Annotated in this window: 17 protein-coding genes and 1 riboswitch; of the genes, 7 read left to right on the top strand and 10 right to left on the bottom strand. The window is 43.7% G+C overall.

From position 1 onward, the window contains the following. Window positions 1–165: 165 nt before the first annotated feature. The 5 genes from ltrA to cmoM form a co-directional block, all read right to left on the bottom strand. Entirely contained in the window at window positions 166–1,449 is a 1,284-nt protein-coding gene (gene ltrA, locus OCW38_RS05395) for a group II intron reverse transcriptase/maturase (protein ID WP_140150525.1), read from the bottom strand. An 839-nt stretch (window positions 1,450–2,288) separates the two neighbouring features. Next, window positions 2,289–6,749, bottom strand: coding sequence for a chromosome partition protein MukB (mukB, locus tag OCW38_RS05390; RefSeq protein ID WP_261895341.1), 4,461 nt, complete (start codon window positions 6,747–6,749; stop codon window positions 2,289–2,291). After that, window positions 6,746–7,552 carry a chromosome partition protein MukE gene (mukE, locus tag OCW38_RS05385; protein ID WP_016768409.1) on the bottom strand — a complete coding sequence of 269 codons (807 nt, stop codon included), beginning with the start codon at window positions 7,550–7,552 and terminating at the stop codon, window positions 6,746–6,748. The genes mukB and mukE overlap by 4 nt, the downstream gene beginning before the upstream one ends. Further along, window positions 7,533–8,870, bottom strand: coding sequence for a chromosome partition protein MukF (gene mukF / locus OCW38_RS05380; RefSeq protein WP_261895339.1), 1,338 nt, complete (start codon window positions 8,868–8,870; stop codon window positions 7,533–7,535). The genes mukE and mukF overlap by 20 nt, the downstream gene beginning before the upstream one ends. Before the next feature lie 125 nt (window positions 8,871–8,995). Next, window positions 8,996–9,781, bottom strand: coding sequence for a tRNA uridine 5-oxyacetic acid(34) methyltransferase CmoM (gene cmoM / locus OCW38_RS05375; protein ID WP_016768412.1), 786 nt, complete (start codon window positions 9,779–9,781; stop codon window positions 8,996–8,998). A gap of 115 nt (window positions 9,782–9,896) precedes the next feature. On the opposite strand from cmoM, the gene elyC reads away from it, so the two are divergent. Continuing rightward, window positions 9,897–10,742: an envelope biogenesis factor ElyC gene (gene elyC, locus OCW38_RS05370; protein WP_010437790.1), complete on the top strand. Its 846-nt coding sequence runs from the start codon at window positions 9,897–9,899 to the stop codon at window positions 10,740–10,742. A 140-nt stretch (window positions 10,743–10,882) separates the two neighbouring features. Here the strand turns inward: elyC and torR are convergent, their stop codons facing one another. Further along, entirely contained in the window at window positions 10,883–11,596 is a 714-nt protein-coding gene (torR, locus tag OCW38_RS05365) for a two-component system response regulator TorR (protein ID WP_010437789.1), read from the bottom strand. 287 nt (window positions 11,597–11,883) lie between these two features. Between torR and torD the strand changes: the two genes are divergently transcribed. From torD to OCW38_RS05340, 5 genes are all read left to right on the top strand, one after another. Beyond that, window positions 11,884–12,531 (top strand): molecular chaperone TorD, encoded by a 648-nt coding sequence (torD, locus tag OCW38_RS05360; protein WP_010437787.1) that lies wholly within the window; start codon window positions 11,884–11,886, stop codon window positions 12,529–12,531. A gap of 316 nt (window positions 12,532–12,847) precedes the next feature. After that, window positions 12,848–13,852: an HTH-type transcriptional repressor PurR gene (gene purR, locus OCW38_RS05355; RefSeq protein ID WP_010437785.1), complete on the top strand. Its 1,005-nt coding sequence runs from the start codon at window positions 12,848–12,850 to the stop codon at window positions 13,850–13,852. A 170-nt stretch (window positions 13,853–14,022) separates the two neighbouring features. Then, a riboswitch (cyclic di-GMP riboswitch) is annotated at window positions 14,023–14,108 on the top strand. 127 nt (window positions 14,109–14,235) lie between these two features. Then, entirely contained in the window at window positions 14,236–14,826 is a 591-nt protein-coding gene (locus tag OCW38_RS05350; protein ID WP_261895338.1) for a TfoX/Sxy family DNA transformation protein, read from the top strand. A gap of 132 nt (window positions 14,827–14,958) precedes the next feature. After that, entirely contained in the window at window positions 14,959–15,639 is a 681-nt protein-coding gene (locus OCW38_RS05345; RefSeq protein WP_010437782.1) for a TVP38/TMEM64 family protein, read from the top strand. A gap of 47 nt (window positions 15,640–15,686) precedes the next feature. Next, on the top strand, window positions 15,687–16,004 hold the full coding sequence (locus OCW38_RS05340) for a putative signal transducing protein (protein WP_016783840.1): 318 nt from the start codon (window positions 15,687–15,689) through the stop codon (window positions 16,002–16,004). Window positions 16,005–16,152: 148 nt separating this feature from the next. Here the strand turns inward: OCW38_RS05340 and OCW38_RS05335 are convergent, their stop codons facing one another. From OCW38_RS05335 to topA, 4 genes are all read right to left on the bottom strand, one after another. Further along, window positions 16,153–16,950 carry an alpha/beta fold hydrolase gene (locus OCW38_RS05335; RefSeq protein ID WP_010437777.1) on the bottom strand — a complete coding sequence of 266 codons (798 nt, stop codon included), beginning with the start codon at window positions 16,948–16,950 and terminating at the stop codon, window positions 16,153–16,155. 284 nt (window positions 16,951–17,234) lie between these two features. Next, a complete protein-coding gene (glgA, locus tag OCW38_RS05330) occupies window positions 17,235–18,689 on the bottom strand; it encodes a glycogen synthase GlgA (protein WP_016783839.1) in 1,455 nt (484 codons plus the stop codon). After that, the gene (gene glgC, locus OCW38_RS05325; RefSeq protein WP_010437773.1) at window positions 18,679–19,896 is read right to left on the bottom strand and encodes a glucose-1-phosphate adenylyltransferase; all 1,218 of its coding nucleotides are present in this window, start codon (window positions 19,894–19,896) and stop codon (window positions 18,679–18,681) included. The genes glgA and glgC overlap by 11 nt, the downstream gene beginning before the upstream one ends. A 535-nt stretch (window positions 19,897–20,431) precedes the next feature. Continuing rightward, entirely contained in the window at window positions 20,432–23,062 is a 2,631-nt protein-coding gene (topA, locus tag OCW38_RS05320) for a type I DNA topoisomerase (RefSeq protein ID WP_010437771.1), read from the bottom strand. 440 nt (window positions 23,063–23,502) lie between these two features. Between topA and OCW38_RS05315 the strand changes: the two genes are divergently transcribed. After that, complete coding sequence (locus OCW38_RS05315) at window positions 23,503–23,748, top strand: YciN family protein (protein ID WP_010437770.1); 246 nt, start codon at window positions 23,503–23,505, stop codon at window positions 23,746–23,748. Window positions 23,749–23,777 lie beyond the last annotated feature (29 nt).

Below are 23,777 nucleotides of genomic sequence, written 5' to 3'. Positions count from 1 at the left end.
TGCATGAGAAAGACTGAAACAACAGTTGCATGAATATAGGAAAACGTATGAATGATAGAGGGCTGGATAACTTGTAAGGAGTAAGATTTGAGGTACATCGAGTAGGGTGAGGCGTTACCGCCTCATCCCTCTCACAGAACCGTACGTACGGACCTCGTATACGGCTCATGCACACTTCCATTCAGCATATTGGCTGAACACATACCCTGTCCTTATTGTCCCAAGATTTACCAATCCTTGGTCATTAAACCATTGATTTGGCATCGCATAGCTTGATAGTGGACTCGCTGCACTGACCCAACTTGTCATTGAGATATGCTGGAACGGCGGCTTATACCCTAACTGTTTTAACTTTCGATGTAAGCGTTGAGGCTTCTTCCAAAGTTTCAACTGGATACTACGCAGTCTTCTTCGTAGCCATCCTGCTAGTCTTGAGAACTCCCTGCTGCTATTGGTGATCCTGAAGTATTGGCTGAACCCTCTTAACACTGGGTTTAGATCTTTTATGACTTGCTCAAGTGGCTTACCGCACCCTCGCTTCGTCATTCGCTTTAACTTGCTTTTGAACACTTTCAGTTTTTTAGTTTGAATGCGGGTAAATTGACTCCCGATTTCTACACCTAAAAACTTCACGCCATCACTGCTGTGCGCTATATGTGATTTCGTCTGGTTCACTGTGAGTTTAAGCTCTCCTTCTAAGATCTTCGTCGCTTGTGCAAGGGCATTCTCTGCCCCTGCCTTGCTACGACAGAAGATGAGTATGTCATCCGCATAACGAACGATCCTATGGCCGCGCTTTCGCATTTCCTGATCGAACGCATCAAGGTAGATATTGGCTATCAAAGGACTGATAACACCACCTTGTGGACTTCCTAGCTCTGTCTCCTGCCAACTACCGTCTATCATCACCCCACTTTTTAGAAACTGTTTTATCAGCTCTAATACACTGCTATCTGTGACTCGTTTTCTGATGCTTTTGATAATCAACTCGTGGTCGAGTTTGTCAAAGCACTTCGACAAGTCCATATCTACAACGTGTTGTAACCCGTAACGCCGGATGAACATCGTGGATTTGTTGATTGCATCGTGACAGCTTCGATTCGGCCTATACCCAAAACTTGATGGGTGAAATTGCTCTTCGAAGATGGGGGTGAGGATATCGTTGAGCGCTTGTTGGACAACTCTATCCCTAACTGTTGGGATCCCGAGCAATCGCACCCCTCCGTCTTCTTTGGGTATCTCTACCCGTTTGACTGGCTGAGGTTTGTATTGCTTGGTTTTAAGTTCAGAGAGGAGTTGATCGAGGTTATCACTCAGATTTTCGGCGTAGTTGCTCAGGCTCTGCTCATCTATTCCAGCCGCGCCTTTCGCTTTCTTTACCTTTTTAAACCCTTTATACAGCCTCTCTTTGTTGAGTAGATGACCATATAAGCTGTAATAAACTCGCACTTTCTCTCCTTGGATTGTGTGCTGTGTGGGGACAGGTGTTTCATCTTCAGCGTGGGTGTTATTTCTCTCTGCTGTTCAGCCTTCTAGCTCAGTGGCAATTTACTGAAGTGAGTCAGAGTTACTCCCCTATACGGTTTCTTAGCGCAGTATCTTGCTTCCACAATCAACCAAACTAGGAATACCCCGATAGCGATTCGGTTTGGGTATCACTGAAAAAAAAAAAACATCTGTTCATCACAGACTTAAAGTGTACTTCCTCCCTTCGCAACACTGAGTGCTTTTGGCATTTCAGTGCTCCATCAGACTTGATGCTGCTGGTCAGCTAAGTTTTCTCCTCCACACCATTACTGGGCTTCTCTGGCTTAGCCTTACTCACTACTACGGATTCATCTGCCACCTCGCACCAACACACCTCTTAGCTTTCGCTTCGAGTTTGTGCTTCCAGACTGTCTGGATGTGGTGTCAGGCTTCCCCAGTTACTGCACTGGCTCCCTGTTAACAATGCCACCCTCAAGCACAGCATAGGTCTGACTGAGTATAGGGCTTCGCGCTATTTCGGACGCTTACCCACCTATACTGCCGAAGCAGGTTTACTTGCGTTGTGTACTGCTAACTTCCTATCGCTTCCTTCAGACCCTGCCGTTAGCCAACAACGCCCTTGCGATTCGGATTATCTTCCCCTCAGTCGGGGTGATTCAGGTTTCTTTCAACCTGACGGGTTTGCCAGCTTCGCTGGGCAAACAAAAAAGCCCCTATTGATTAGGGGCTTTGAATAAATATCATCGAGGCGCTATCGAGCTTATAGCTTAGCTATCAAGGTCATAACTCGGCTATCAAGGTTATTGCTCAGCTTCTTCGAGAAGCTCTTGCACCGGAGATGCCGGTTTATTTTGGGCAAAGCCTCTTAGTCCAACAACGTGTACATGTTCGTGGTCTTTGAAGACCTTCCGAACCAGTTTGTAGGTTGTGCCTTTCTCTGGGCTAATGTTCTCTGGCGCAGCAATCAGAAGTTGCATACCTAAACGGTCACACAGTTCAAACAGCGTAGAGATCGACTTAGAATCCAGACGTGCGGCTTCATCAAGGAACAACAAACGACATGGAACGATGTCTTTACTACGAAGTCGACGAGACTCTTCTTCCCAGCTCTGAATAACCATCAATAGGATTGATTGACCAGTGCCGATCGCTTCACCTGTAGACAATGCACCAGATTCTGCTTGTAACCAACCATCTGAACCACGGTTAACTTCAACACTCAGCTCTAGGTAGTTACGGTAATCGAGTAACTCTTCACCCAGAACTTGCGGAGAACGTTGACCCGTGTCGATATGTGGGTTCACACGTTGGAACAACTTCGCCATCGCTTCTGAGAAAGTAAAGCGCGTTGATTCGAACAAGTCTTTATGTTGTTCTTGTTGAGTCGCTAACCCTGATAGCAAGATCTCGTGGCTTTCACGGATCTTAACGTTCAGACGTACGCCCTTAACCTGACCAAAGTAAATGTTAGACAGACCTTGGTTCAGCATTCGAATACGGTTCTGCTCGCGCTGAATCGTTTTCTTGATGATACTAGCTACTGACTCAGAGCTAATCGCCAGGCGGTTTTCACGCTGCGTCAGTTCTTCTGTTAGTCGAGCTAGCTCTACTTCCATCTCTTCGATTGCTTCGACCGGATCATCCGTATGAATGATGTCTTGGCGAATACGCTCACGGAGGTGCTGGTAAACCGCAATGTAGAACAGAACCTTACGCTCTGGATGTGCGTTGTCTTCAGATAAACGCAGTGAATCACGTAAATCGTCATTGTCAGCGACAGCCAGACGTAGCGCACCCAGTGATTTATCCGACATAGAGCGAAGCTCGCCCGCCGTTAGGTATGCCAGTTCACGCTTGTGTAGGCGACGTTCAACATCATTTTCACGAGCTAAGCGAAGTACTGAACACCAGCCAGCTTTGGCTGCAACTACAAAGGCACGAAGCTCTGTGTACTCTTTCTGTACTTTCTTAAGACGCTTAGCCAGTGCTTTCATCTCAAGCTCTGTTGACGTAATCGTACGCTCGTATTCGCTCTTACGGCTGCGAGACGTGTGCAAACGTTCTTGAAGCTCGTCACGACGACGTACAGCACGCTCTTCAGCGCCTTCATCAGCGTTTACGCCAAACTCTTGTAGCTCTTGTTTGAACTCTTGAACCGTTTCTTGTTTCGCTTGATGTGAGCTCTTCAGTGCCGCCAATACTTGGTTGTATTGGTTCATCTGTTCGCGAGCTTGCTTCAAGCCATCGCGGCCTTTAGTTCTTGCTTGTTCAGCTTGAACCAATTTCGCTTTTAATTGCTCGCTCAGTTCACTGCTTTTATTAAGCAAATCAACAGAGTCCGCGTAAGCAAAGTAGTGACAACGCTCAATCAAATCAGACAGCGCGAACACTTTACCTTTTAGCGTTTGTAGCGCGTTGTCTGCTTGACGATATTCGGCTTCCAAAGCTTCGAACTGCTCCGGGTCAACGTCTAGTGCAGATACGATTTGCTCTAGAGAAGTAAGCGCTTTACCGTGAGTATTCAAGTAAGACTTGGCTTCACTTAAACGCTCTAGTTGCGCTTCCAATTCAGCTAAGCGATCAGCCAATGTTTCGTCTTCTAAAATACGAACCATTGGCGCTAATTTATCTAATGCACCAAGTGCCTGCTTGCTTTGTAGAAGCTGACTGCGTTGCTGCTGCTCTTTAGAGTTAAGCTCAGCCAGAGAACGAACAATTTGATTACGCTTATCACGAATCGCAACTAGTGCTTGTTCTGGGTCTGCGTTAAACGCAACGTGCAGATGCTTCGCAACAAAGCTATTAAATGCTTGGTATAGTCGATTCAATTTTTGAGAGTCAAACGCGGCTTTAGCGTGGTTTTCAACGACCACATTACGCTCTTCACGCAATTTTTCTAGGCGTTGTTCACGAGCCGCACGGCCAAATAGCGGGATCTCAGGGAAGCGAGAGTAACGCATTTGGCGATCGTTCAGTTGAACACACACCGCACCTTCAAGCTCATCGGCATTGAATGAACTATCATCAAACGCGTCTACATCGCCTTCTAGGATATAAAGGTCTTCTGGACAGTCATCAAGATCGACCAGTTTCTCTTTAATGCCATCCAAATCAGAGACCACAATCGCATGACGAGCTGGACCGTACATCGCACTGAAGTAGGGTGCATCGCCAATGGTGATATCATCGTAGATCTCAGAAAGCAGCACACCACCAAGGGTATCTGCTAGGCCCTTCAAGCGAGGATCGTTTGAACCACCTGGAGATGCTAAACGCTCAATTTCTTGCTCAAGTTCAGCGCGGCGAGTGGCTAGCTGATCTTTTGCTACTGCTTGAGACTTTTCGTCTTCAAGCACTTGCTGCATTTGAGTCATCACTGCTTGGCTGTCTTCTAGCTCAGCTTCTGTTTGGTCTCTTAGCGCTTCAAGTGCATCGTTAGCTGTAATCCACGCCGGAGCAATTGATTCAAGCTTCTGAATCTCTTGGTCGTAGTTTAGTTGTACACGACGTTGCTCACTCTTCGCTTCACGCAGTTCTTCTTGAGCGTACTCTAGAGACTCGATCTGCATGGTATGACGTTCGCGTTCTTCATCGAAAACCGCTTCGTCAGTCAGCGAAACGTTATGTTGTTTTTGATATTCGATCGCAAGCTCTTTTGCTTGACGCTGCTGTGCTACATCACGAGCTATATCGCGGTGCTGAGCACGCCACTGTTGTTCATTTTCAACAACGTGTTTGGCATTGCGGCCTTTTTCTAGGGCTTGTTTAGCACTGTGAGACGCATCTTTACGCTCAACATCGCCAACAATGCTCTTAACAAGAGACAGCGCTTTGTCGAACTGTGCAGAGGCAGCAGAAGACATGTCGAGCTTATGTTTCGTCGCCAGTAGAGTTTGAGTACTTGATTCTTCCTGTGCTTTTAGCTCTGAAACCAAGGTTGATGCGCTTTCTGCAGTGATAGATTCATCACCAAGCAGCTGCTTAGTTTTCTCTAATGCTTGAACCGCTTGCTGGTATTGAAGTGCACGAGTCTGCTGAACATCCAACGCTTGTTGGTAATCAGCAAGCTGAGTTTTCAGGCTATCCACTTCTTCTTCAGTAATGGTTGCCTGCTCTTCAGCAAGAAGTACTCGCTCTTGAGCTTCTTCAACCACCATCATCTGCTCTTCTAGACGCTCATTAAGCTCTTCTAGATCTTCGCTATAACGAGCAATTTTCTCTTGCTGGCGAAGTGCAGTTTGAACCAACTGAAGATGATCCGAAGCCGCTTGGTAATCTTGCTCTAGTGCCGATTCTTGGTCGACAAGTAACTCTAGTTCTTCTTGAACGCGGTTCAACAAGTTGTTTTGATCAAGCAAGGTTTCACGAGAACCAAACAGTTCACCACGGAACTTCATGGTTTGATCAAGCTTGTTGCGACGATCGTTGGCATGGCGCATGTAATCTGCTGCCACGTAATTGGTCGATTCCGTGATCAAGTGCTTGAACAAGTCACGATCTGACTGAGTTGTCTTGATCGCTTCTAGCGTCATGCGGTTCTCGCGCAGTGCCGATTCCATATCTTGGAATGCTTTCTTCACACCACCATTTTGCGGTAGAAGGTAATCACGCAGAGAACGTGTAATCGCACTTGAGATACCACCGTAAAGTGATGCTTCAATTAGACGGTAGAACTTAGAACGGTCGCTGCTGTTACGCAGTTTCTTCGGTACTACACCGTACTCAAACATCTGTGAGTGATAATCAACAATAGAAGAGAATGCTTTAAAGTGAGCGCCTTCGTATTGTGCAACTGCTGCTTTCACATCGTTCAATTGACATACACGAGCGTGGCTGTCTGAAACGTTCTGAATCAGTACATCCGTTGGTTTCACATGGCTAGGAAGGCCTTGGATAACGAACGGCTTGATGTCTACTTTCTTGTCACGACCCGCAACTTGCTGCAGTTTTACTGCAAACAACAGGCGTTGATTACGAGAGTTCACAACATCTAGCGCCGCATAACATGCGCCAGGTTGAAGCTTACCGTAAAGGCCTTTATCACGAGATGACTGCGAACTGCCCGCTTCCGTTGTATTACGGAAATGCAGAAGGCTTTGGTCTGGGATCAGTGCTGTGATGAATGCCGCCATTGTGGTCGACTTACCTGCACCGTTACCGCCAGAAAGCGTTGTAACCAATCCATCAATATCAAAAGTACGTGCGAAGAAACCGTTCCAGTTGACCATGGTTAATGATTGATACTTACCTCTTTCAATCATGCTTCACCTTCTACTTTTGTTTGTTCGCCATCATTTGACTCAAGGTCAAAGCCGGCTTGATCGTTAAAAATGTCTTGTTGACCGTTTTCGTCTACGTCTGAATCTACTTCTGATACAGTTTCCGCTTGTTCTTCATTTAGCAAGCTGCCTTGGTTTGGCTCTTGGGTATGAACTACAGCTTCACCATCACGGATAAGACGTAATTGCGCTTCTTTCATGTCGTCGCCAACACGAACATCAGCACCAAAGCGGAACACCGCTTCGCTAATACGAAACTTGCCCGTCTCGCCTATCGCAATCAGCATCCCGATACGGCGCAAACGACGTAAAGAAGTGCGCACTTTTTCAAACAGCTTTTCTTTGTCTAGGTCAGAACCAGACGCGCGGTTTGTTGCGAGCTTCATGAGTTTTTTCTCATCTGCTAACGACATCAATTCATCAAACAGTTCTTGATTGGTGAAGATACCTTCATGAGCAAGACGTTCAGGGCTTAGGTATAAGAAACACAACACTTTACCAACCAACATGTCTAGTTCAGACAATACACTACGACCAATCAGAGACGTAGAGCGCGGACGCAGGTAGAAGAAACCTTCTGGCGCTTTCACCAATTCCGTATTGTAGCGTTGGTAGAAATGCTGAAGCTCAACTTCAAAATCAGACAGCAACGCGTGGTTATCTAGGTCTTCTGTTGAAACATGCTTACCTGAACGCAGCATGCTGTCTAGCGCAGGAAACAGTGGGTTCGCTATCGCTTTTACCAGTTTCTCTGGCATGTAATCATCAGTACTTGTTAATGACATTTGCTTGTACCTTTGCACCGAAATCGTTGATTGCCTGCCAATCTGGCTGAATAGCCTGATAGTCAGACTCTGAGTAACCTAAGCGCACGGCTTGGTCGACAACAATTCTGGCTAAATCAAAATGGTGTGTGCGAGGGTGTGCTGCGAGGTAATCGCGTAACACAAGGCCAAGGTCAATTGGCGCGCCTTGCTGTTTGTGAGCTTTTAACATCTCTGCAATTCGTTCTGAAAGCAGATCATTCACTTGCTCAAATTCTTCGTACTCTACGTCGATCGGCGCTTGTCCCATCACTTCGTCATCACGAAGCACAAGCGCTTCATCACGAAGATCAGTCAGTTTATCAGCATCGGCGTAGGTCAATAACCATGGCGCATCAAAGTAGTCGGTAACCGACTGGCGCAAGCGTTGGCTAAAGGCACGGTTTTTATCCATATCAATCGCGGTACGGATAAACTTGTGAACGTGGCGGTCGTAGCCGATCCATAAGTCGATCGCTTGTTGGCCCCAACTTGTGATTCGGTCGAGCTTCATCTGCAAGCCAAACAGAGTTTCGCCAACGAACTCGAGTTCATCATCACCGTAAACAATTTCTTGAATATCGAGGATCTGTGTTTGCAGTTCATCACCCGCCGCTTGCAAGGTGTCTTGCAACTCTTTTAGCGTGGCTGAGGTTTCCGATAGCAAAGACTCACAGTTATTAATTGCTTCTCGCCAATCTTTATTTAAAAGATCCGCAATTTGCTGTTTGACGGTTTGTTGCTGCTCATCCATAACACGTTGGTTAAGATCGATCTGATCAAAAATTTCGCCAACAGAATATTTGAGCACGCCGTAAACGTTCTTTCTCCAATGTCCCGGAGTTCCACCTTTCTGAGCGGCTTCAATGGCTTTTGCCATCTCATCTGCAACCATCGAAAGTTGAATCGACAGTTTTAACTTAGAGAATTGACGGTGACGTAAGTAATAATCTGAAATTCCGATCGCAAGTGGAGAAAGACGATAAATACTTGCACCGTCGGTGATCTCACTAGTAAACCGGCTAATCAACTTCTGTTTAACCAACTCATTGATGGCGTTGTTGGCACGAAACGCAGACGCTTCGCCAGTATCTTCAAACAGTCGAGTGACGATAGTAAATGCATCGTGCAATTCACCCTCGCCCAACTCTTCATCGAACCTTTCATTGCTTAGTACTGCGATAGCAATCAAAAATGCTAAGCGCTCTGGTGGCAAGTTTAATGAAAAATCATGCTGCTTGACCCAGCCCACCAACTCATCAATTGGCTGCTCTTCGGCAGTTTGAGTCATTTCACTCATTGTGGTTCCTGTTACTGTTCTTCGTCATATCGAACGTGTTAGATATGACGCCTATTTCTTTATGACGCGGGCTTGTTACGATTGCATAGCGCATGTTGTGGCTTCTTTTACCACATTCACCGCTGTTATTGCGCAGGTTTTTGAGCCCAAACGTGAATATAACGGCCTAGCGACAGATATGGCTCTTGGCGACATAGCTGTTTTTCTAGTTCCAATACATCTTCAAATTGGTAATCGCCCATGTATTCCATATTACCTATGTAGTCACTGAAAGAACGAATGCCTGATTTACCACAGATGTCTAGACCAGCGTCTTCTATCCATTGATAAACCTCTTCAGGCTTTAAGCCTTTCTGTGGTTGCAGCTTAAACCGTTTTCGATGTGGCATCCCATTCAATACATGAGGAATGTTGCCACAAATCACATTTTTCAGGACTAATCCGTGGTGGTTGTAAAACATTATCGAAGCAACACCACCCGGCTTTACTTGTTCAAGTAATAAATCAAGCGCCTCTCTCGGATTCGCTAACCACTCCATCACAGCATGAAACATCACAACATCGACTTTCCCATCGAGATGTTCTGCCACATTCTGAATGGGAGAGTGGATAAAACGATACCGCTCTAGCAAACCTGCTTCGCTGATACTTTCTTCTGCTAGTTTCAGCATTTCAGAAGAGAGGTCACACAGAGAAACATTATGCCCAAGCGACGCAATTTTTTGCGACATTTGTGCAAGCCCACCGCCAGCATCGAGTATATGCAACGGAGATATGGAACCATCAAATTTGCTCAAAGCTTGTTCTAAATCTTCCCATACGATGATCTGACGGATCTCTCCTTTGTCAGAGCCGTAAATATTTTTTGCAAATTTGTGGGCAATATCGTCGAAATTACGGTCTTCAGTCACGGCTACTTGAGTTATTATGTCCTATCGTGCCTGCTATTCTGTCACAGGAATTTCAGGAATAAAGAGGCGATGTCTCTTTTTACTACCAAGTGATGTTTTTTCGGACTATTCGGATATGTTTGAGCTGAAAAAAGTAGTGTCTTCATTATTGATGCCACTGCCAGCAATGTTAATTCTCGCTTTTCTGGGTTTAGCCCTAGTGATGTTTACTACCAAAAGGAAGACTGGTTGCCTAATTACCCTTTCAGCCCTCTGTGGTATTTTCCTCATCGCTTTCCAGCCAGTTTCTAGTCAACTTTTAATGCCAATGGAAAGGCAACACACCGCTTTTTTACCCGTCGATGACACCATCGATTACGTTATGGTTCTCGGCAGTGGTCACGTCGTAGACGACCAAATCCCACCTACATCTGAGCTTAGTCGCACAGGATTAATGCGTTTAAGTGAAGGCATTCGTATTTTACGCCTTTATCCTGGTGCCAAACTCATTTTGTCTGGCTATGGTGCGGGGACTGAAGTGAGTAATGCAAGAATGATGGCTAAAGTGGCTTTAGCGCTTGGGGTTTCAAAACCTGACATCATTTTGCTTGAAACAGCAAAAGACACGTGGGAAGAAGCCCGCCAAGCCGCCGCGTTTGTTAAAAATAAAAAGATGGTATTAGTTACATCGGCTAGCCATATGACTCGCGCCTTGAATGAATTCCATGCTGCGGGTATGAAACCATTAGCGGCACCAACCAACTACCTTGCACAAGAAGGCATTGTAGAGCCTTGGGATAAGTACATGCCTAAAGCGCTATACCTTGAGCAGACCGAACGTTATTGGCACGAAACCATGGGGTTAGTTTGGCAAAGCCTGCGCGATTGGCTAGACACGAGTAATGATAATGTTGAAGAGCCTATCGTTGTCCCTGAGCCTTCTATTTTAGAAGAAGATAATGGCGTCGTTTCTGCGGCCTAGTCTCAAATCGATATCTATTAATTTTCGGATGGTTAGCAATAACCAATAGTATGGCAAGAAATAAAAAGCCGAAACATCAATGATGTCTCGGCTTTTTTACGCTAGTTGTCTTTTTTTACTGATTAAAACGCCCGAAGGGTTTAGTCACCAGCGAACATGTAACCTTCACCGTGAACCGTCACAAAAATCTGTGGGTTCTTGGGATCAAACTCCATTTTTGCGCGCATACGACGAATTAACACATCGATAGTGCGATCATTAGGCGCATCCACTCGGTGGCTAATCATGTTCAAAATACGTTCGCGACTTAATACTTGGTTAGGGTAAGAAGAGAGTGCGACTAGCAACTCATACTCAGCCTTAGTCAGTTTAACCGGCTCACCATTTTTGCTTAGCGCTCGGCGAGGAATATCAAACGTCCACTCACCAAAACGAACAACAGACTCATCTTCTGCTTGTTCCACCACTCCCGTCGCTGTTCTACGAGCAGCAGCAATACGCCAAAGTAAGTTTTTAACTCGAACCAATAATTCGCGAAGTTCGAAGGGTTTAGTAACATAATCGTCTGCGCCCATTTCAAGGCCTACGATTTTGTCGATGCTATCCGTGCGTCCAGTAACTAAAATAATTCCAATGTCTGATTGACTGCGTAATTCGCGAGTTAGCATCAATCCATCTTCGCCTGGTAAGTTGATGTCCAGCATAATGAGATCAACGTTGTTTTCTTCCAACACGTTTCTCATCTGAGCGCCGCTCTCAGCTTCACTCACTGTGTAACCTTCGTTCTGGAAATATCCAACCAGTTTACTGCGGGTTACCACATCATCTTCTACGACCAATACGTGATAGCTCATCTACACCACTTTTCTTATTTAATAGTTTCAATGACTATTCTATTCATAACTAGTAACAATTCTAGTGGTACTGAAGATAAAAGCCAGAAACATGGATTTTTTTTGATACAAGACAATCTTAAACCTTGCTATTTATCGTCCATCGCAATTCAATATAGGCATTACTACGAACGAGTCACTTTGCGCTTAGCAAATAACCTTGTTATTCAGCCTTGGTGTGCTTGTACCCAAATGACTTAACGGCGCTGGGTATATAAACATCACAAGACTAAATCAGGATCTATGAAATGAAAGATACGAAAGCATTCAACGAGCAAAGAGCAGAAATTTACTGGTGGTTATCAAGCTTATTCGCCAAAGAGCTCACTCAAGAAGAACTCGATCACTACCACTCTGTTGAAATTCGTTCTTTCCTTTCTGGTTTAGGTTCGAATGAAGCTCTAAAGCCTTCGATTGATAAGCTTGTAGACGCATTGAACCGTCTACAAACACGTGAAGATGCCCAACTGGAACTGTCTGCTGACTTCTGCGACCTTTTCTTGAAGACAGACAAACATGGTGCTTTACCTTACGCTTCAATGTACATCGGCGAAACAGGTCTATTAAACGATAAGCCAGCTAAAGACATGGAAGACATCATGGCTAAGCACAACTTAATCGTGAACCAAGACTTAAAAGAACCTGCAGATCACATTGCTATCGAACTCGACTTCCTTGGCAATCTAATCATCCGTTCAAATGAAACTGAGCTTGAAGAAGAATTAGAGAAATCGTTCGTCATTCAACAGCAGTTTATCGATCAGCAACTACTTACTTGGTTGCCAAAGTTTAATGTGAAATGTCATGACGTTGACCAGTTTGGTTTCTACGCTTCGGTCTCGTCTTTGCTACTCGCATTTTGCAATTTAGACACTCAATATTTAGCTGGTGAATAAGTTCGCCCAACGACTAGGTAAATAAATTCAGTAGAATGTGACAATTCACCCGGATTTCTGGGTGAATTATATTGCGAGTAATTTCTAGTCAGTCTAAAATTGTGACCGCAAACGATAAAATATGAAACATTCACGAAATGCTAAGCTTATTTAAGTTCAAAGCATTTCGGTGTTAAGACAAGCCGCTCAATAGCGGTTTTTTGTTTTTTAGCACTTTAGTACCCAAAGAGCCCTACAAATTTAAGCTCTTAGTTAAGTAGCTTAACGGCTACTTTATTCCGTACTTTGGGAAAGTAGCTTCTAATAGGATAAAACCATGGCCACTATAAAAGATGTCGCTCGCTTAGCAGGCGTATCAACAACAACCGTTTCTCACGTAATCAACAAAACACGTTTTGTCGCAGAAGCGACTCAAGAAAAAGTAAACAAAGCCGTAGACGAACTAAACTATGCACCGAGTGCTGTTGCTCGTAGTTTGAAATGTAATACAACACGCACTATCGGCATGCTAGTAACTCAGTCAACCAACCTATTCTTCTCTGAGGTTATCGATGGCGTAGAGAGCTACTGCTACCGTCAAGGCTACACTTTGATTTTGTGTAACACAGGCGGTATTTATGAGAAGCAACGTGATTACATTCGAATGCTTGCAGAGAAGCGTGTAGATGGCATCTTGGTTATGTGTTCAGACCTAACTGAAGAACTAAGAGAAATGTTAGACCGTCACGCTGACATTCCTAAAGTAGTGATGGACTGGGGTCCTGAGAGCTCTCAAGCCGACAAGATCATTGATAACTCTGAAGAAGGTGGCTACCTAGCGACCAAGTACCTTATTGAACGCGGTCACTCTAAGATTGCTTGTTTAAGTGGCCACTTAGATAAAGCAGCCTGTGTTGAACGTATCGCAGGATACAAACGTGCATTTGACGAAGCTAATATTGCCACTGACGAACGCTTGATCATTGAAGGTAACTTTGAATGTGATACTGCTGTTATAGCAGCAGATAAGATTGTTGAGATGAAAGATCGCCCAACGGCAGTGTTCTGTTTCAACGACACCATGGCACTAGGTTTGATGAGTCGATTACAAGAAAAAGGAATTCGCATTCCTGAAGATATATCAGTTATTGGTTACGATAACATCGAACTCGCTGAATATTTCTCCCCACCATTGACCACGGTTCACCAACCGAAGCGTCGTGTTGGTAAAAATGCATTCGAAATTTTGTTAGAACGCATCAAAGATAAAGATCATGAAAAACGCGTTTTCGAAATGCACCCTGAAATTGTTGAGCGAAGTACAGTTAAAACGTTAAATTAATTGATAAATTCAGTTTATTCTAATCAAGCGCACCTTTAGGTGCGCTTTTTTTATCAACAACATTAATGAACCTGGTATCATAACAGCAAGATCATTAATTGAAGCAATATCACATTTTGAAATAACAAGTGTGAGCTTCATTCAACAAAAACTTTATTCTATTTAATCAGTCACGCACAGGGCAAACCACTCGAAAGAGTGAGACGCAAAGCTTCCGGCCTAAACCACTCGTTGGTATGGTAGCGGGGTTACCGATGGCAAAATGCAGTGGTTACTAATAATTTAGTAATTTACGGCTTATTGACAATTTAGTTGCAACATTTTGCTAATCTCTCGGACCTGCTTATTTGGTGGCGTAGTTCAAATACACCGAGATAAATAACATGGATAAACCGATACTAAAGGACTCAATGAAGTTATTTGAGTCCCTAGGAAAAATAAAATCACGTTCAATGTTTGGTGGCTTCGGTCTTTTTGCCGATGACACGATGTTTGCTCTGGTTGTAAATGACCAGTTGCATATACGAGCGGACAAATGCACAACAAAGCAATTTGAACAACAAGGGTTTCAACCTTACGTTTACAAAAAACGTGGCTTCCCTGTTGTTACTAAATATTTCGCTTTGCCTGAAGGCCTGTGGCAGGATCAAGAAAAAATCTTGCAGCTTGCGACTACGTCTTTGGGTTTTGCTAAAGATGAAAAAGCTGAACAGTCTTCTGCTGAACCAACTCGATTAAAAGACCTTCCTAACCTTCGACTTGCTACCGAGCGCATGTTGAAAAAGGCTGGGATAGATTCCGTAGAACGTTTATATGAATCTGGCTCTGTAAACGCGTTTAACGCCATCAAGGAATCTCACGCGTCCTCTGTCAGTATCGAGTTACTTTGGGCGCTAGAAGGTGCGATTAATGGTACACATTGGTCTGTTATACCGCAGCAGCGTCGCGAAGAGCTTATCAGTCGCGTAAATTAACATTGTCAGTTAAAACTACACATAACTAAGCCGCATTTATGCGGCTTTTTTTTATATCTGTTGAAAGTTAATCTAAGCTTTACCTGTCTATCTATACTATCGGTATGCATTGAAAATTTAGAGGAAGTATCAATGAGTAAGAAAATGATATTGGGTATTGTGTTGGTCATAACGATTGTCTTACTAGGCGTCAACTTTGGCCAATACCTCACACTTGAGAATGCCAAGGCTCAGCAAGCCGTTTTGAATGAATACATTGACAGTAATTTTATCGCCGCGGCTGCTATTTATTTCGCAGCTTACGTCATGATTACCGCTTTCTCGATTCCAGGAGCTGCTGTTGTGACCCTATTGGGTGCTGCGCTCTTTGGTTTTTGGAATAGTTTGTTATTGGTGTCATTCGCCAGTGCAATCGGTGCAACTATCGCCTTTTTGAGTAGCCGCTATTTGTTACGTGACTGGATTCAAACCAAATTCGGCGACAAATTGGCGACCATGAATAAAGGTGTCGAAAAAGACGGGGCATTTTACTTATTTTCTCTACGCCTGATCCCTGTATTCCCATTTTTCCTTATCAACCTGTTGATGGGTCTAACGCCGATGTCGGTAAGTCGTTACTACATTACGAGTCAAATTGGGATGTTGCCAGGTACAGCTGTTTTCTTAAATGCTGGTACTCAACTCGCAGAAATAGATTCACTTTCGGGTATCGTGTCTCCTTCAGTGCTGCTGTCATTTGCATTACTAGGTATATTCCCAATTATTGCTAAATGGTTGATGGGTAAGTTTCGCTCAACACCTGTAGCTGAATAATGGATATAGATTAGATAACACACATAGCCAAATAAGGTTCTATTTCAATGAAAATCTTTAGCGCATCGAACCCTACTGAAGCTCACATCATATGTGGATTGCTAGAAAGTGAGAATATTGCGTGTGAGGTCCGTGGTGAGGGTTTGTTTGGTTTGAAAGGGGAAATCCCTTTTACAGAAGATACTGACCCGTATGTTTGGCTGTATGAACCAGAACAAGCCAATAAGGCACGTGTTATTGTCAATGAATACCAAAAACAGCAAGATTCTATAATCTATGAAGAGTGGCGTTGCAGACAGTGTCATGAAGTCAATGAAGCCCAATTTGGCTCTTGTTGGCAGTGCGGTGCTGCTTCTCCTGAATAGCAGGTTTTGAAAGGTAAAGTGGCTCCAACGGCCTTATATAACAACTCGGTCAGATACCTCCTCCAAACAAAAACGGGAAGCTAAAATTAGCTTCCCGTTTTTGTTTCAATTCTATTCGAGCGTCTGTTCTGATAAAGAATCGAGATAATCACTGAATTTGCTTTTGAATAAACGCAATCGAACGTTGATTAAACTCTTCAGGATTTTCCACATTACATACGTGTCCACAATTCGGAATTTCTACTAGCTCGCTCGACTCATGTGCTTCCACCATTTCTTTTACAGGCTTAATAAACATGTAATCACGTTCGCCCATCAAATAAAGAGTCGGTATTGGTAATTCCCTATCTTTAAAATACTTCATCAAAGGGTTTACATCTGCCGTTAAGATAAACCAGCGCTTAAACTCTTTTTGGCACAGTTTTTTAGCTTCACGGATAAAAAGGTGACGAGACTCTTTTTGGCTTTTCTGCGGCATTACTACATACGCAAAAAGACTGTATAACCACATGTAAGGAATAATGTGTTTACTTAAGTTACCTAATTTGATTAAAACTTGAGAGCGAGTGTTTAGCTTAGTAACAGCGCCGCCTAATACCATTGAACGCACACGCCCTGCTGCTAACTCAGCGACGTTACGTACTATGATAGTACCTAAAGACATGCCAACAAAATGGGCAGAACGAATTTTTAGGTGATCTAAAACTTTGAGAATATCGAGCGTTACCGATTTGAAGGTGTAACGATTCGAAATCAGCCCTTTAAGTATATTGTCTGATTTACCGTGCCCTCTCAGATCGATGAGAAGTAAGTTGAAATGCTGTTTATACGCTTTGATCTGTTTGAACCAGATAGAGGAACTTCCTCCTGCGCCATGCACAAACACAACCCACTCGTCGCTCGTAGGGTGAGTAAATGTTTTATGGAATAATAAACTCTCAGACATACCTATCGCTTTAATTATTAAAATGGAGCTGTGCCTCATCACAAGGCAATGACTAAGGATATCACGCAATTAAGAACTTTAAGTGATAATAGTGTCAAACCTACCATTAGTCATGTGAATACCTACTCCCTCTTTTCTACCTGACTGACATGAGTTTGCAAGCTCTGTCTTCTCAAACGTGATGTAGACAGACCAACAAATAAAAAGGCACTCTGTGAAAAGAGCGCCTTCCGTTGTTTAGTGCTAATGGTGTACATCAGCTACATCAAGAGATTAAATTAACGTTAAAATGCAGTATGGTACATTGCTAGATACTCTTTAGCAGCGTCTTCCCAACTAAAATCTTGCTGCATAGCATAAAGCTGAACCCGTTTAATTTCAGACGGCGTTTGCGCATAAAGTAACAACGATCGATGTAACACTGCCAATAGTGCTTGTGGGGTTGGCTCTTCAAAAGCAAACCCAGTCGCGACCTCAGAATCCTCATCGTAATCATTCACGCTGTCTTTTAAACCTCCCACAGAACGAACAATCGGCAAAGTACCGTAAGCCATGCTGTAGATTTGGTTTAAACCACACGGTTCAAATTCCGAAGGCATCAAAAAGAAATCAGAACCCGCTTCAACCAAGTGTGCCAATTCGTTATTGTACGCTTCGACAAAAGAGAACTTGTCTGAATGAAGTGCTGATAACTCTTTAAGTTGACTCGCCAAAACCGGATCACCAGTACCGACAATCACAATCTGAAGGTCGTTTTTCAAGAACTGTTCGATGATCGGCAGTAAGTAATGGACACCTTTTTGATTCGTCAAACGGCAAACCATGCCATAAACAGCGCAATCATTCAGGGGCAGGCCAACATCTTGTTGCAGTTTTTGCTTACAAGCTGATTTGCCACGAACCATGCTGTGTTTCGTCGCTTTATACTTACGAGGCAGGAACACATCTGTTTCCGGATTCCAAGCACCGTAATCACAGCCGTTAAGAATACCAAACAAGTCTGCCGAACGATGTTGAAACTCAGCCGACATACCGTGGCTTCCTAATTCCGTTTTCAGCTCTTCTGCATAAGTTGGGCTTACCGCGTTGACTTTATCTGCACACAACACGCCTGCTTTTAGCATAGTAACGTGAGTATCACTCACCGCTGCTTCTGGTACATTGTAGCTGTGCATTTCAGGTAGACACTGCAGCTCATCATATGAGAACACCCCTTTGAAAACCGCATTGTGAATTGAAATGACACTGCGTGTATTTTCAAAGAAATCGTGTTGTTGGTAACGAGACTTGAGCAAGAAAGGAACAAAACCAGTATGCCAATCATTCGCATGAACGATATCAGGCTGGAAACCAAGCTTTGGTAACATATCTAAACAAGCGGCACTAAAGAAGGAGAAACGTTCTCCATTATCAGCATAAGCTTGATTGTTCTCGGCATACATTTCAGGGCGGTCGAAATATTTAGCACATTCAATACCAAACACTTGAACGCCTTCAACGCTCAACTTCTTAACCTGATAAGCGGTATGAGGCCAATGATCGAGTTCAGTGGCTAAAATAACTTCTGCGGAGTCAATATTAGGTATATTTCGATAAGCGGGGATGGTCACTCGAACATCCTGTTCGAGTGTTTGTAACGCTTTAGGCAGTGCCTTAGCTACATCAGCCAAGCCACCACTTTTAATCAAGCCTTCAACTTCAGACGCTACAAAAAGTACCGAGAGAGTCTTAGTAACCAACTCGTGCTCCTTTAGAAATCACTACTACACCATCGTCAGAGACGTGGTAATGCTTTTTATCTTCTTTCAAGTTTACACCAATCTGTGTACCCGGTGCGATGTCTGCATCTTTATCGATGATAACGCGACGCAGGATACAACCCTCACCCACTTTTACATCACCGAGTAAGATACTCTCGCTAATATCACATGCTGATGCGATATTGCTGCGGAAGCCCAATACACTCTTTTCAATACGCGAACCACGTACATAACTACCGCTACACACAAGGCTATCAATGATCTGAATTCGACCATTTGCCGAATCAGTAAACGTAGCTGGTGGTAGTGGCGGGTAATAAGTGTGTAAAGGCCATTTGCGGTTGTATAGCGAGAATGGCGCATCTTTCTTAAGAAGATCCATGTGCGCTTGCCAGTACGCGTCAATCGTACCTACATCGCGCCAGTAAACTTCTTCTTTCTCACCGGTAATACGGTTGGTGCTGAAATCATAAACAAACACGTCACCACGTGGGAACATGTTGGGAATAATGTCTTTGCCGAAGTCGTGTGTCGACCCTTCTCTATCAGCATCTTCCGTTAGTTCAGCAAAAAGCTCTTTCGCTTCGAACACGTAGTTGCCCATTGAAACAAGCGCTGATTCAGGATCTCCCGGGATCGACTTGGGATTTGCAGGTTTCTCTTCAAAACCAATCATACGACCTTCAGCATCAACTTCAATAACACCAAACTCAGAAGCTTCGGAAAGTGGCATACGTAACGCTGAAACCGTTAAAGCCGCGTTCTTTTCTTTGTGGAAATCAAGCATCTGTTTGATATCCATTTTGTAGATATGATCAGAACCGAAAATACAGACTTGATCAGGTTCTTCCAATTCCATAAAACCCATGTTTTGGTAGATTGCATCTGCTGTGCCTTCATACCAACGCTTTCCTTTGCGCATTTGTGCCGGAATAGGGTCAATAAATCGGTCTGTTATACCACTGATATTCCAACCTTTTTTCATATGATGGAACAGTGATTGTGACTTAAATTGTGTTAAAACATAGATCTTCATCAGATCAGCATTAACAAAGTTGTTCAAAGCGAAATCAATTAAGCGGTAGCTACCACCGAAAGGAACCGAGGGTTTGCTGCGAGACTCAGTTAAAGGTCTCAAGCGAGAACCTTCACCACCAGCAAGAATCATTCCCAATACACCAGCCATTTTATTCTCCATATATTTATAGCTTGTCGATGTCAGTGCTCGTAGAGGTATCTTCCTCAGGGGGATGAGCACTAACATTCATTTCGGAACTTAACGAATATCCATTCACATACAGTGACAGTATCCTAAGCCAAACGTTGTTATGTGTGCACTATTCTTTGCACTTGGTTTGATATACGTTATCGACTTTTGTGCCGATTTCAATTTTTAATACGCCATTCTGCGTCATGGCAACCGATTGCTTTCTTAAGACTTAAAGCAGCTCACATAACACCATCCGAACGAAACATTACATTAACACCCGTCACACATCAGGTATACAACTAAACACTGTTCTTTCAGTTACAATATTTTAGTTAAGTTACAGTCTAGTTAAGCTTCCATAATAAGATGTAATTAATTGCTCTCATTTATTTTCCATCGTGAATTTAATAAATTATTTCAATTGAAATAGAAAATCAATTAGTTGCATACTTAGTCATGTTTTGGACAAAAAAAAGCAGCCCAATGGCTGCTTCTCAATCAATGTGTTCTGTTACTTCTCTTTCGGCTTTTTACGTTTATCTGTAACTTCCCACTTTCCGTCGATATACAAAGCAGTCCAACCAGAAGGTTTTCCGTCTACTTCGGTACGAACGTAGTTCTCTTTTGTCTTACGACTAAAACGAATCACTGTCGGCTTACCATCAGGGTCAGCAACCGGCGCTGACGTTAGGTACTGGAACTTAGGTGAGATACGATCTTTAAAACGAACCAACTCTTCCACCAATGGTGCACGCGTTTCACGTGATTTAGGGAAGTTGCTCGCAGCCATAAATAGGCCAGAGGCACCATCACGAAGAACAAAGTACGCGTCTGAATTTTCACACGGAAGTTCAGGGAAATGTACAGGGTCTTCTTTCGGTGGCGCTACTTCGCCATTTTTCAGGATCTTACGAGTGTTCTTACAGTCTTCACTCGTACAGTCCATGTATTTACCAAAACGACCGTTCTTTAGAACCATGTCAGAACCACATTTGTCACACTCAACAAGTGGACCATCGTAGCCTTTCACTTTAAATTCGCCGTGCTCAACCACATAACCTTCACAGTTCGGGTTATTACCACATACGTGCATCTTACGCTTATCATCGATTAGATAAGCATCCATTGCCGTTTCACAAATAGGACAGCGCTTTTTAGCTCGAAGAGCTGCGGTTTCAACGTCTTCTTCAAGCACGTTGATAATGCCTTCTTCATCACCAAGGTTGATTGTTGTCTTACAACGCTCTTTTGGTGGGAGTGCGTAACCAGAACAACCTAGGAATACGCCTGTCGAGGCAGTTCGAATACCCATTTTACGGCCACAAGTCGGACACTCAATATCGGTTTCCACGATATGGTTTGGCTTCATGCCACCCGCGTCTTCGTCTAAATCTGCTTTTTCCAAATCGCCAGTAAAGTCTTCAAAGAAGTTATCTAACACGCCTTTCCAGCTTGCTTCACCTTCAGCGATTTGATCCAACTTCTGCTCCATACGAGCAGTGAAGTCATAGTTCATTAGGTCATTGAAGCTGCCATCTAGTCGGTCAGTAACAATTTCGCCCATCTTCTCAGCGTAGAAACGACGCTGTTCAACTTTTACATAACCACGGTCTTGAATCGTCGAGATGATTGATGCGTATGTTGAAGGACGACCAATACCACGCTTCTCAAGCTCTTTAACTAGTGCCGCTTCAGTGAAACGAGCTGGTGGCTTAGTGAAGTGCTGTTTCGGGTCTAACGCAATGAGATCAAGCTTATCGCCAATCTGAACTGCAGGAAGAATTGTATCTTCGTTCTTACCCATTGGACGCTGAACACGAGTCCAACCATCAAATTTAAGAATACGACCTTTCGCTTTTAACGTGTACTCGTCAGCTTTAACACTTACCGTCGTTGAATCGTATTGAGCGGGAGTCATTTGACACGCAACGAATTGATTCCAAATCAATGAATACAGCTTGTGTGCGTCTGCATCTACGCCGTTTAGGTCTTCCGACTTAACATCTACACTTGAAGGACGAATCGCTTCGTGGGCCTCTTGAGCGCCCTCTTTGCTACCGTATACCAGTGCTTTAGGCGGAAGATATTGCGCGCCGTACTCAGAACCAATGTATTCACGAGCGGCTTCTACAGCTTCTGAACTCAAGTTCGTTGAGTCAGTACGCATATAAGTGATGTAACCCGCTTCATACAGGCGCTGAGCCAGCATCATGGTTTTCTTCACGCCATAACCAAGACGCGTGCTCGCCGCTTGTTGCAGCGTAGACGTGATGTAAGGTGCAGACGGCTTACTCTTAGTTGGGCGGTCTTCACGTTTACAGACTTCGTATTGCGCTTTTTCTAAAACGCTAACTGCAGCTTGTGTTTGCGCTTCATTATCAGGTTTAAACGCAACGCCGTCTTTCTGAGCGACTTGCAGTCTGAAATCTGTTTTCTCTGCTGTTTTGGTATCAGCATGCACATCCCAAAACTCTTCAGGGATAAAAGCGTTGATCTCGCGCTCGCGCTCAACCAGTAGTTTTACAGCGACTGATTGAACACGGCCAGCGGATAGGCCTCGTGCTACTTTTTTCCAAAGCAAAGGTGACACCATAAAGCCAACAACACGGTCCATAAAACGTCGTGCTTGTTGTGCGTTTACGCCGTCAATGTTTAGCTCACCCGGAGTTTCGAAGGCTTGTTGAATAGCATTCTTAGTGATTTCGTTAAAAACCACTCGCTTGTATCGCGTTTCATCGCCGCCGATGATCTCACGAAGGTGCCATGCGATAGCTTCTCCTTCGCGGTCCAAATCGGTTGCGAGATAAACATGGTCTGCGTTTTCAGCCAGTTTTTGCAATTCAGCAACAACTTTTTCTTTACCCGGTAGAATTTGATAATTCGCTTCCCACTCTTTATATGGGTTGATACCCATCTTTTTGATAAGAGCTTTGCGATCTTTTTCTTTCTTGATACGAGCTTTATCTTCTGGGCTCATACCCTTGGTTGAAACTGCAGCAGCCTTTTGACCAGTACTTTGACCCGCCGTTGGTAAATCACGTACGTGACCTACACTCGACTTAACGACAAAGTCTTTGCCAAGATATTTATTGATAGTTTTAGCCTTGGCTGGCGACTCCACTATAACGAGCGATTTACCCATATTGACTCTAACGTCCTTAATCACGATGCTTCAGCACCAACAATTTAGCTTGTGGGCTTTTACGCATGATATTCTAAATTCATTGCTTCTTTTTTTACTATTGTGCGAGATTACTAGAAGATCAACCGCTTTTTTCAAAATTGGATCTGATTGCTCGACAATTCAGCGGCTCAGAAGAGAAAAGGGTCACAATATAAAGAAGCTATAAAGTACTCATTAAAAATACTTGCAAGAGCCTATTCATCAGGCATTACGTATAAACGCGGTCATACTAAGCTTGTCCACGAATCTAACGCGAGCCCCATTCAATTATTTTTGTCATAAATCACAAAATAAACGGTAGATATTCGAAAAGACACTCTTAATCGGTTGTGAAATCATTGAATTTCTAGTGTGACACCATAAACTCAACGTTATATTCAGTTATCAGAGATCGACTCATGACAAAGAAAGTAATAGCAGAATTTGATTTACTGCTTATCGCAAACCAAATTATCCAATCACATGATGACTACATTGAAGGCATGCGCGCAAACAGCGTAGTAGAAAAAGATGATGTACTCGTCTTCAAAGGTGAATACTTCTTAGACAGCAATGGATTACCAACAGAGAACACAACCGCTGTATTTAACATGTTTAAATACTTAGCGCACCATCTTTCAAAAGAATTTACGCTTGAGCTATAACGAAAAAGCTTGCCATTTAGGCAAGCTTT

It is taken from the genome of Vibrio cyclitrophicus (assembly GCF_024347435.1).
Lineage (GTDB): Bacteria > Pseudomonadota > Gammaproteobacteria > Enterobacterales > Vibrionaceae > Vibrio > Vibrio cyclitrophicus.
The sequence above is the reverse complement of the archived record's forward strand: the minus strand, read 5'-3'. Positions and strand labels throughout refer to the sequence as shown.

What these genes read in the sequence shown, in the direction of transcription:
- mukB (WP_261895341.1), bottom strand. Translation starts at nt 6,749, where the DNA reads ATGATTGAAAGAGGTAAGTATCAATCATTAACCATGGTCAACTGGAAC.
- mukE (WP_016768409.1), bottom strand. Translation starts at nt 7,552, where the DNA reads ATGTCATTAACAAGTACTGATGATTACATGCCAGAGAAACTGGTAAAA.
- mukF (WP_261895339.1), bottom strand. Translation starts at nt 8,870, where the DNA reads ATGAGTGAAATGACTCAAACTGCCGAAGAGCAGCCAATTGATGAGTTG.
- elyC (WP_010437790.1), top strand. Translation starts at nt 9,897, where the DNA reads ATGTTTGAGCTGAAAAAAGTAGTGTCTTCATTATTGATGCCACTGCCA.
- torR (WP_010437789.1), bottom strand. Translation starts at nt 11,596, where the DNA reads ATGAGCTATCACGTATTGGTCGTAGAAGATGATGTGGTAACCCGCAGT.
- torD (WP_010437787.1), top strand. Translation starts at nt 11,884, where the DNA reads ATGAAAGATACGAAAGCATTCAACGAGCAAAGAGCAGAAATTTACTGG.
- purR (WP_010437785.1), top strand. Translation starts at nt 12,848, where the DNA reads ATGGCCACTATAAAAGATGTCGCTCGCTTAGCAGGCGTATCAACAACA.
- OCW38_RS05350 (WP_261895338.1), top strand. Translation starts at nt 14,236, where the DNA reads ATGGATAAACCGATACTAAAGGACTCAATGAAGTTATTTGAGTCCCTA.
- OCW38_RS05345 (WP_010437782.1), top strand. Translation starts at nt 14,959, where the DNA reads ATGAGTAAGAAAATGATATTGGGTATTGTGTTGGTCATAACGATTGTC.
- OCW38_RS05340 (WP_016783840.1), top strand. Translation starts at nt 15,687, where the DNA reads ATGAAAATCTTTAGCGCATCGAACCCTACTGAAGCTCACATCATATGT.
- OCW38_RS05335 (WP_010437777.1), bottom strand. Translation starts at nt 16,950, where the DNA reads ATGTCTGAGAGTTTATTATTCCATAAAACATTTACTCACCCTACGAGC.
- glgC (WP_010437773.1), bottom strand. Translation starts at nt 19,896, where the DNA reads ATGGCTGGTGTATTGGGAATGATTCTTGCTGGTGGTGAAGGTTCTCGC.
- topA (WP_010437771.1), bottom strand. Translation starts at nt 23,062, where the DNA reads ATGGGTAAATCGCTCGTTATAGTGGAGTCGCCAGCCAAGGCTAAAACT.
- OCW38_RS05315 (WP_010437770.1), top strand. Translation starts at nt 23,503, where the DNA reads ATGACAAAGAAAGTAATAGCAGAATTTGATTTACTGCTTATCGCAAAC.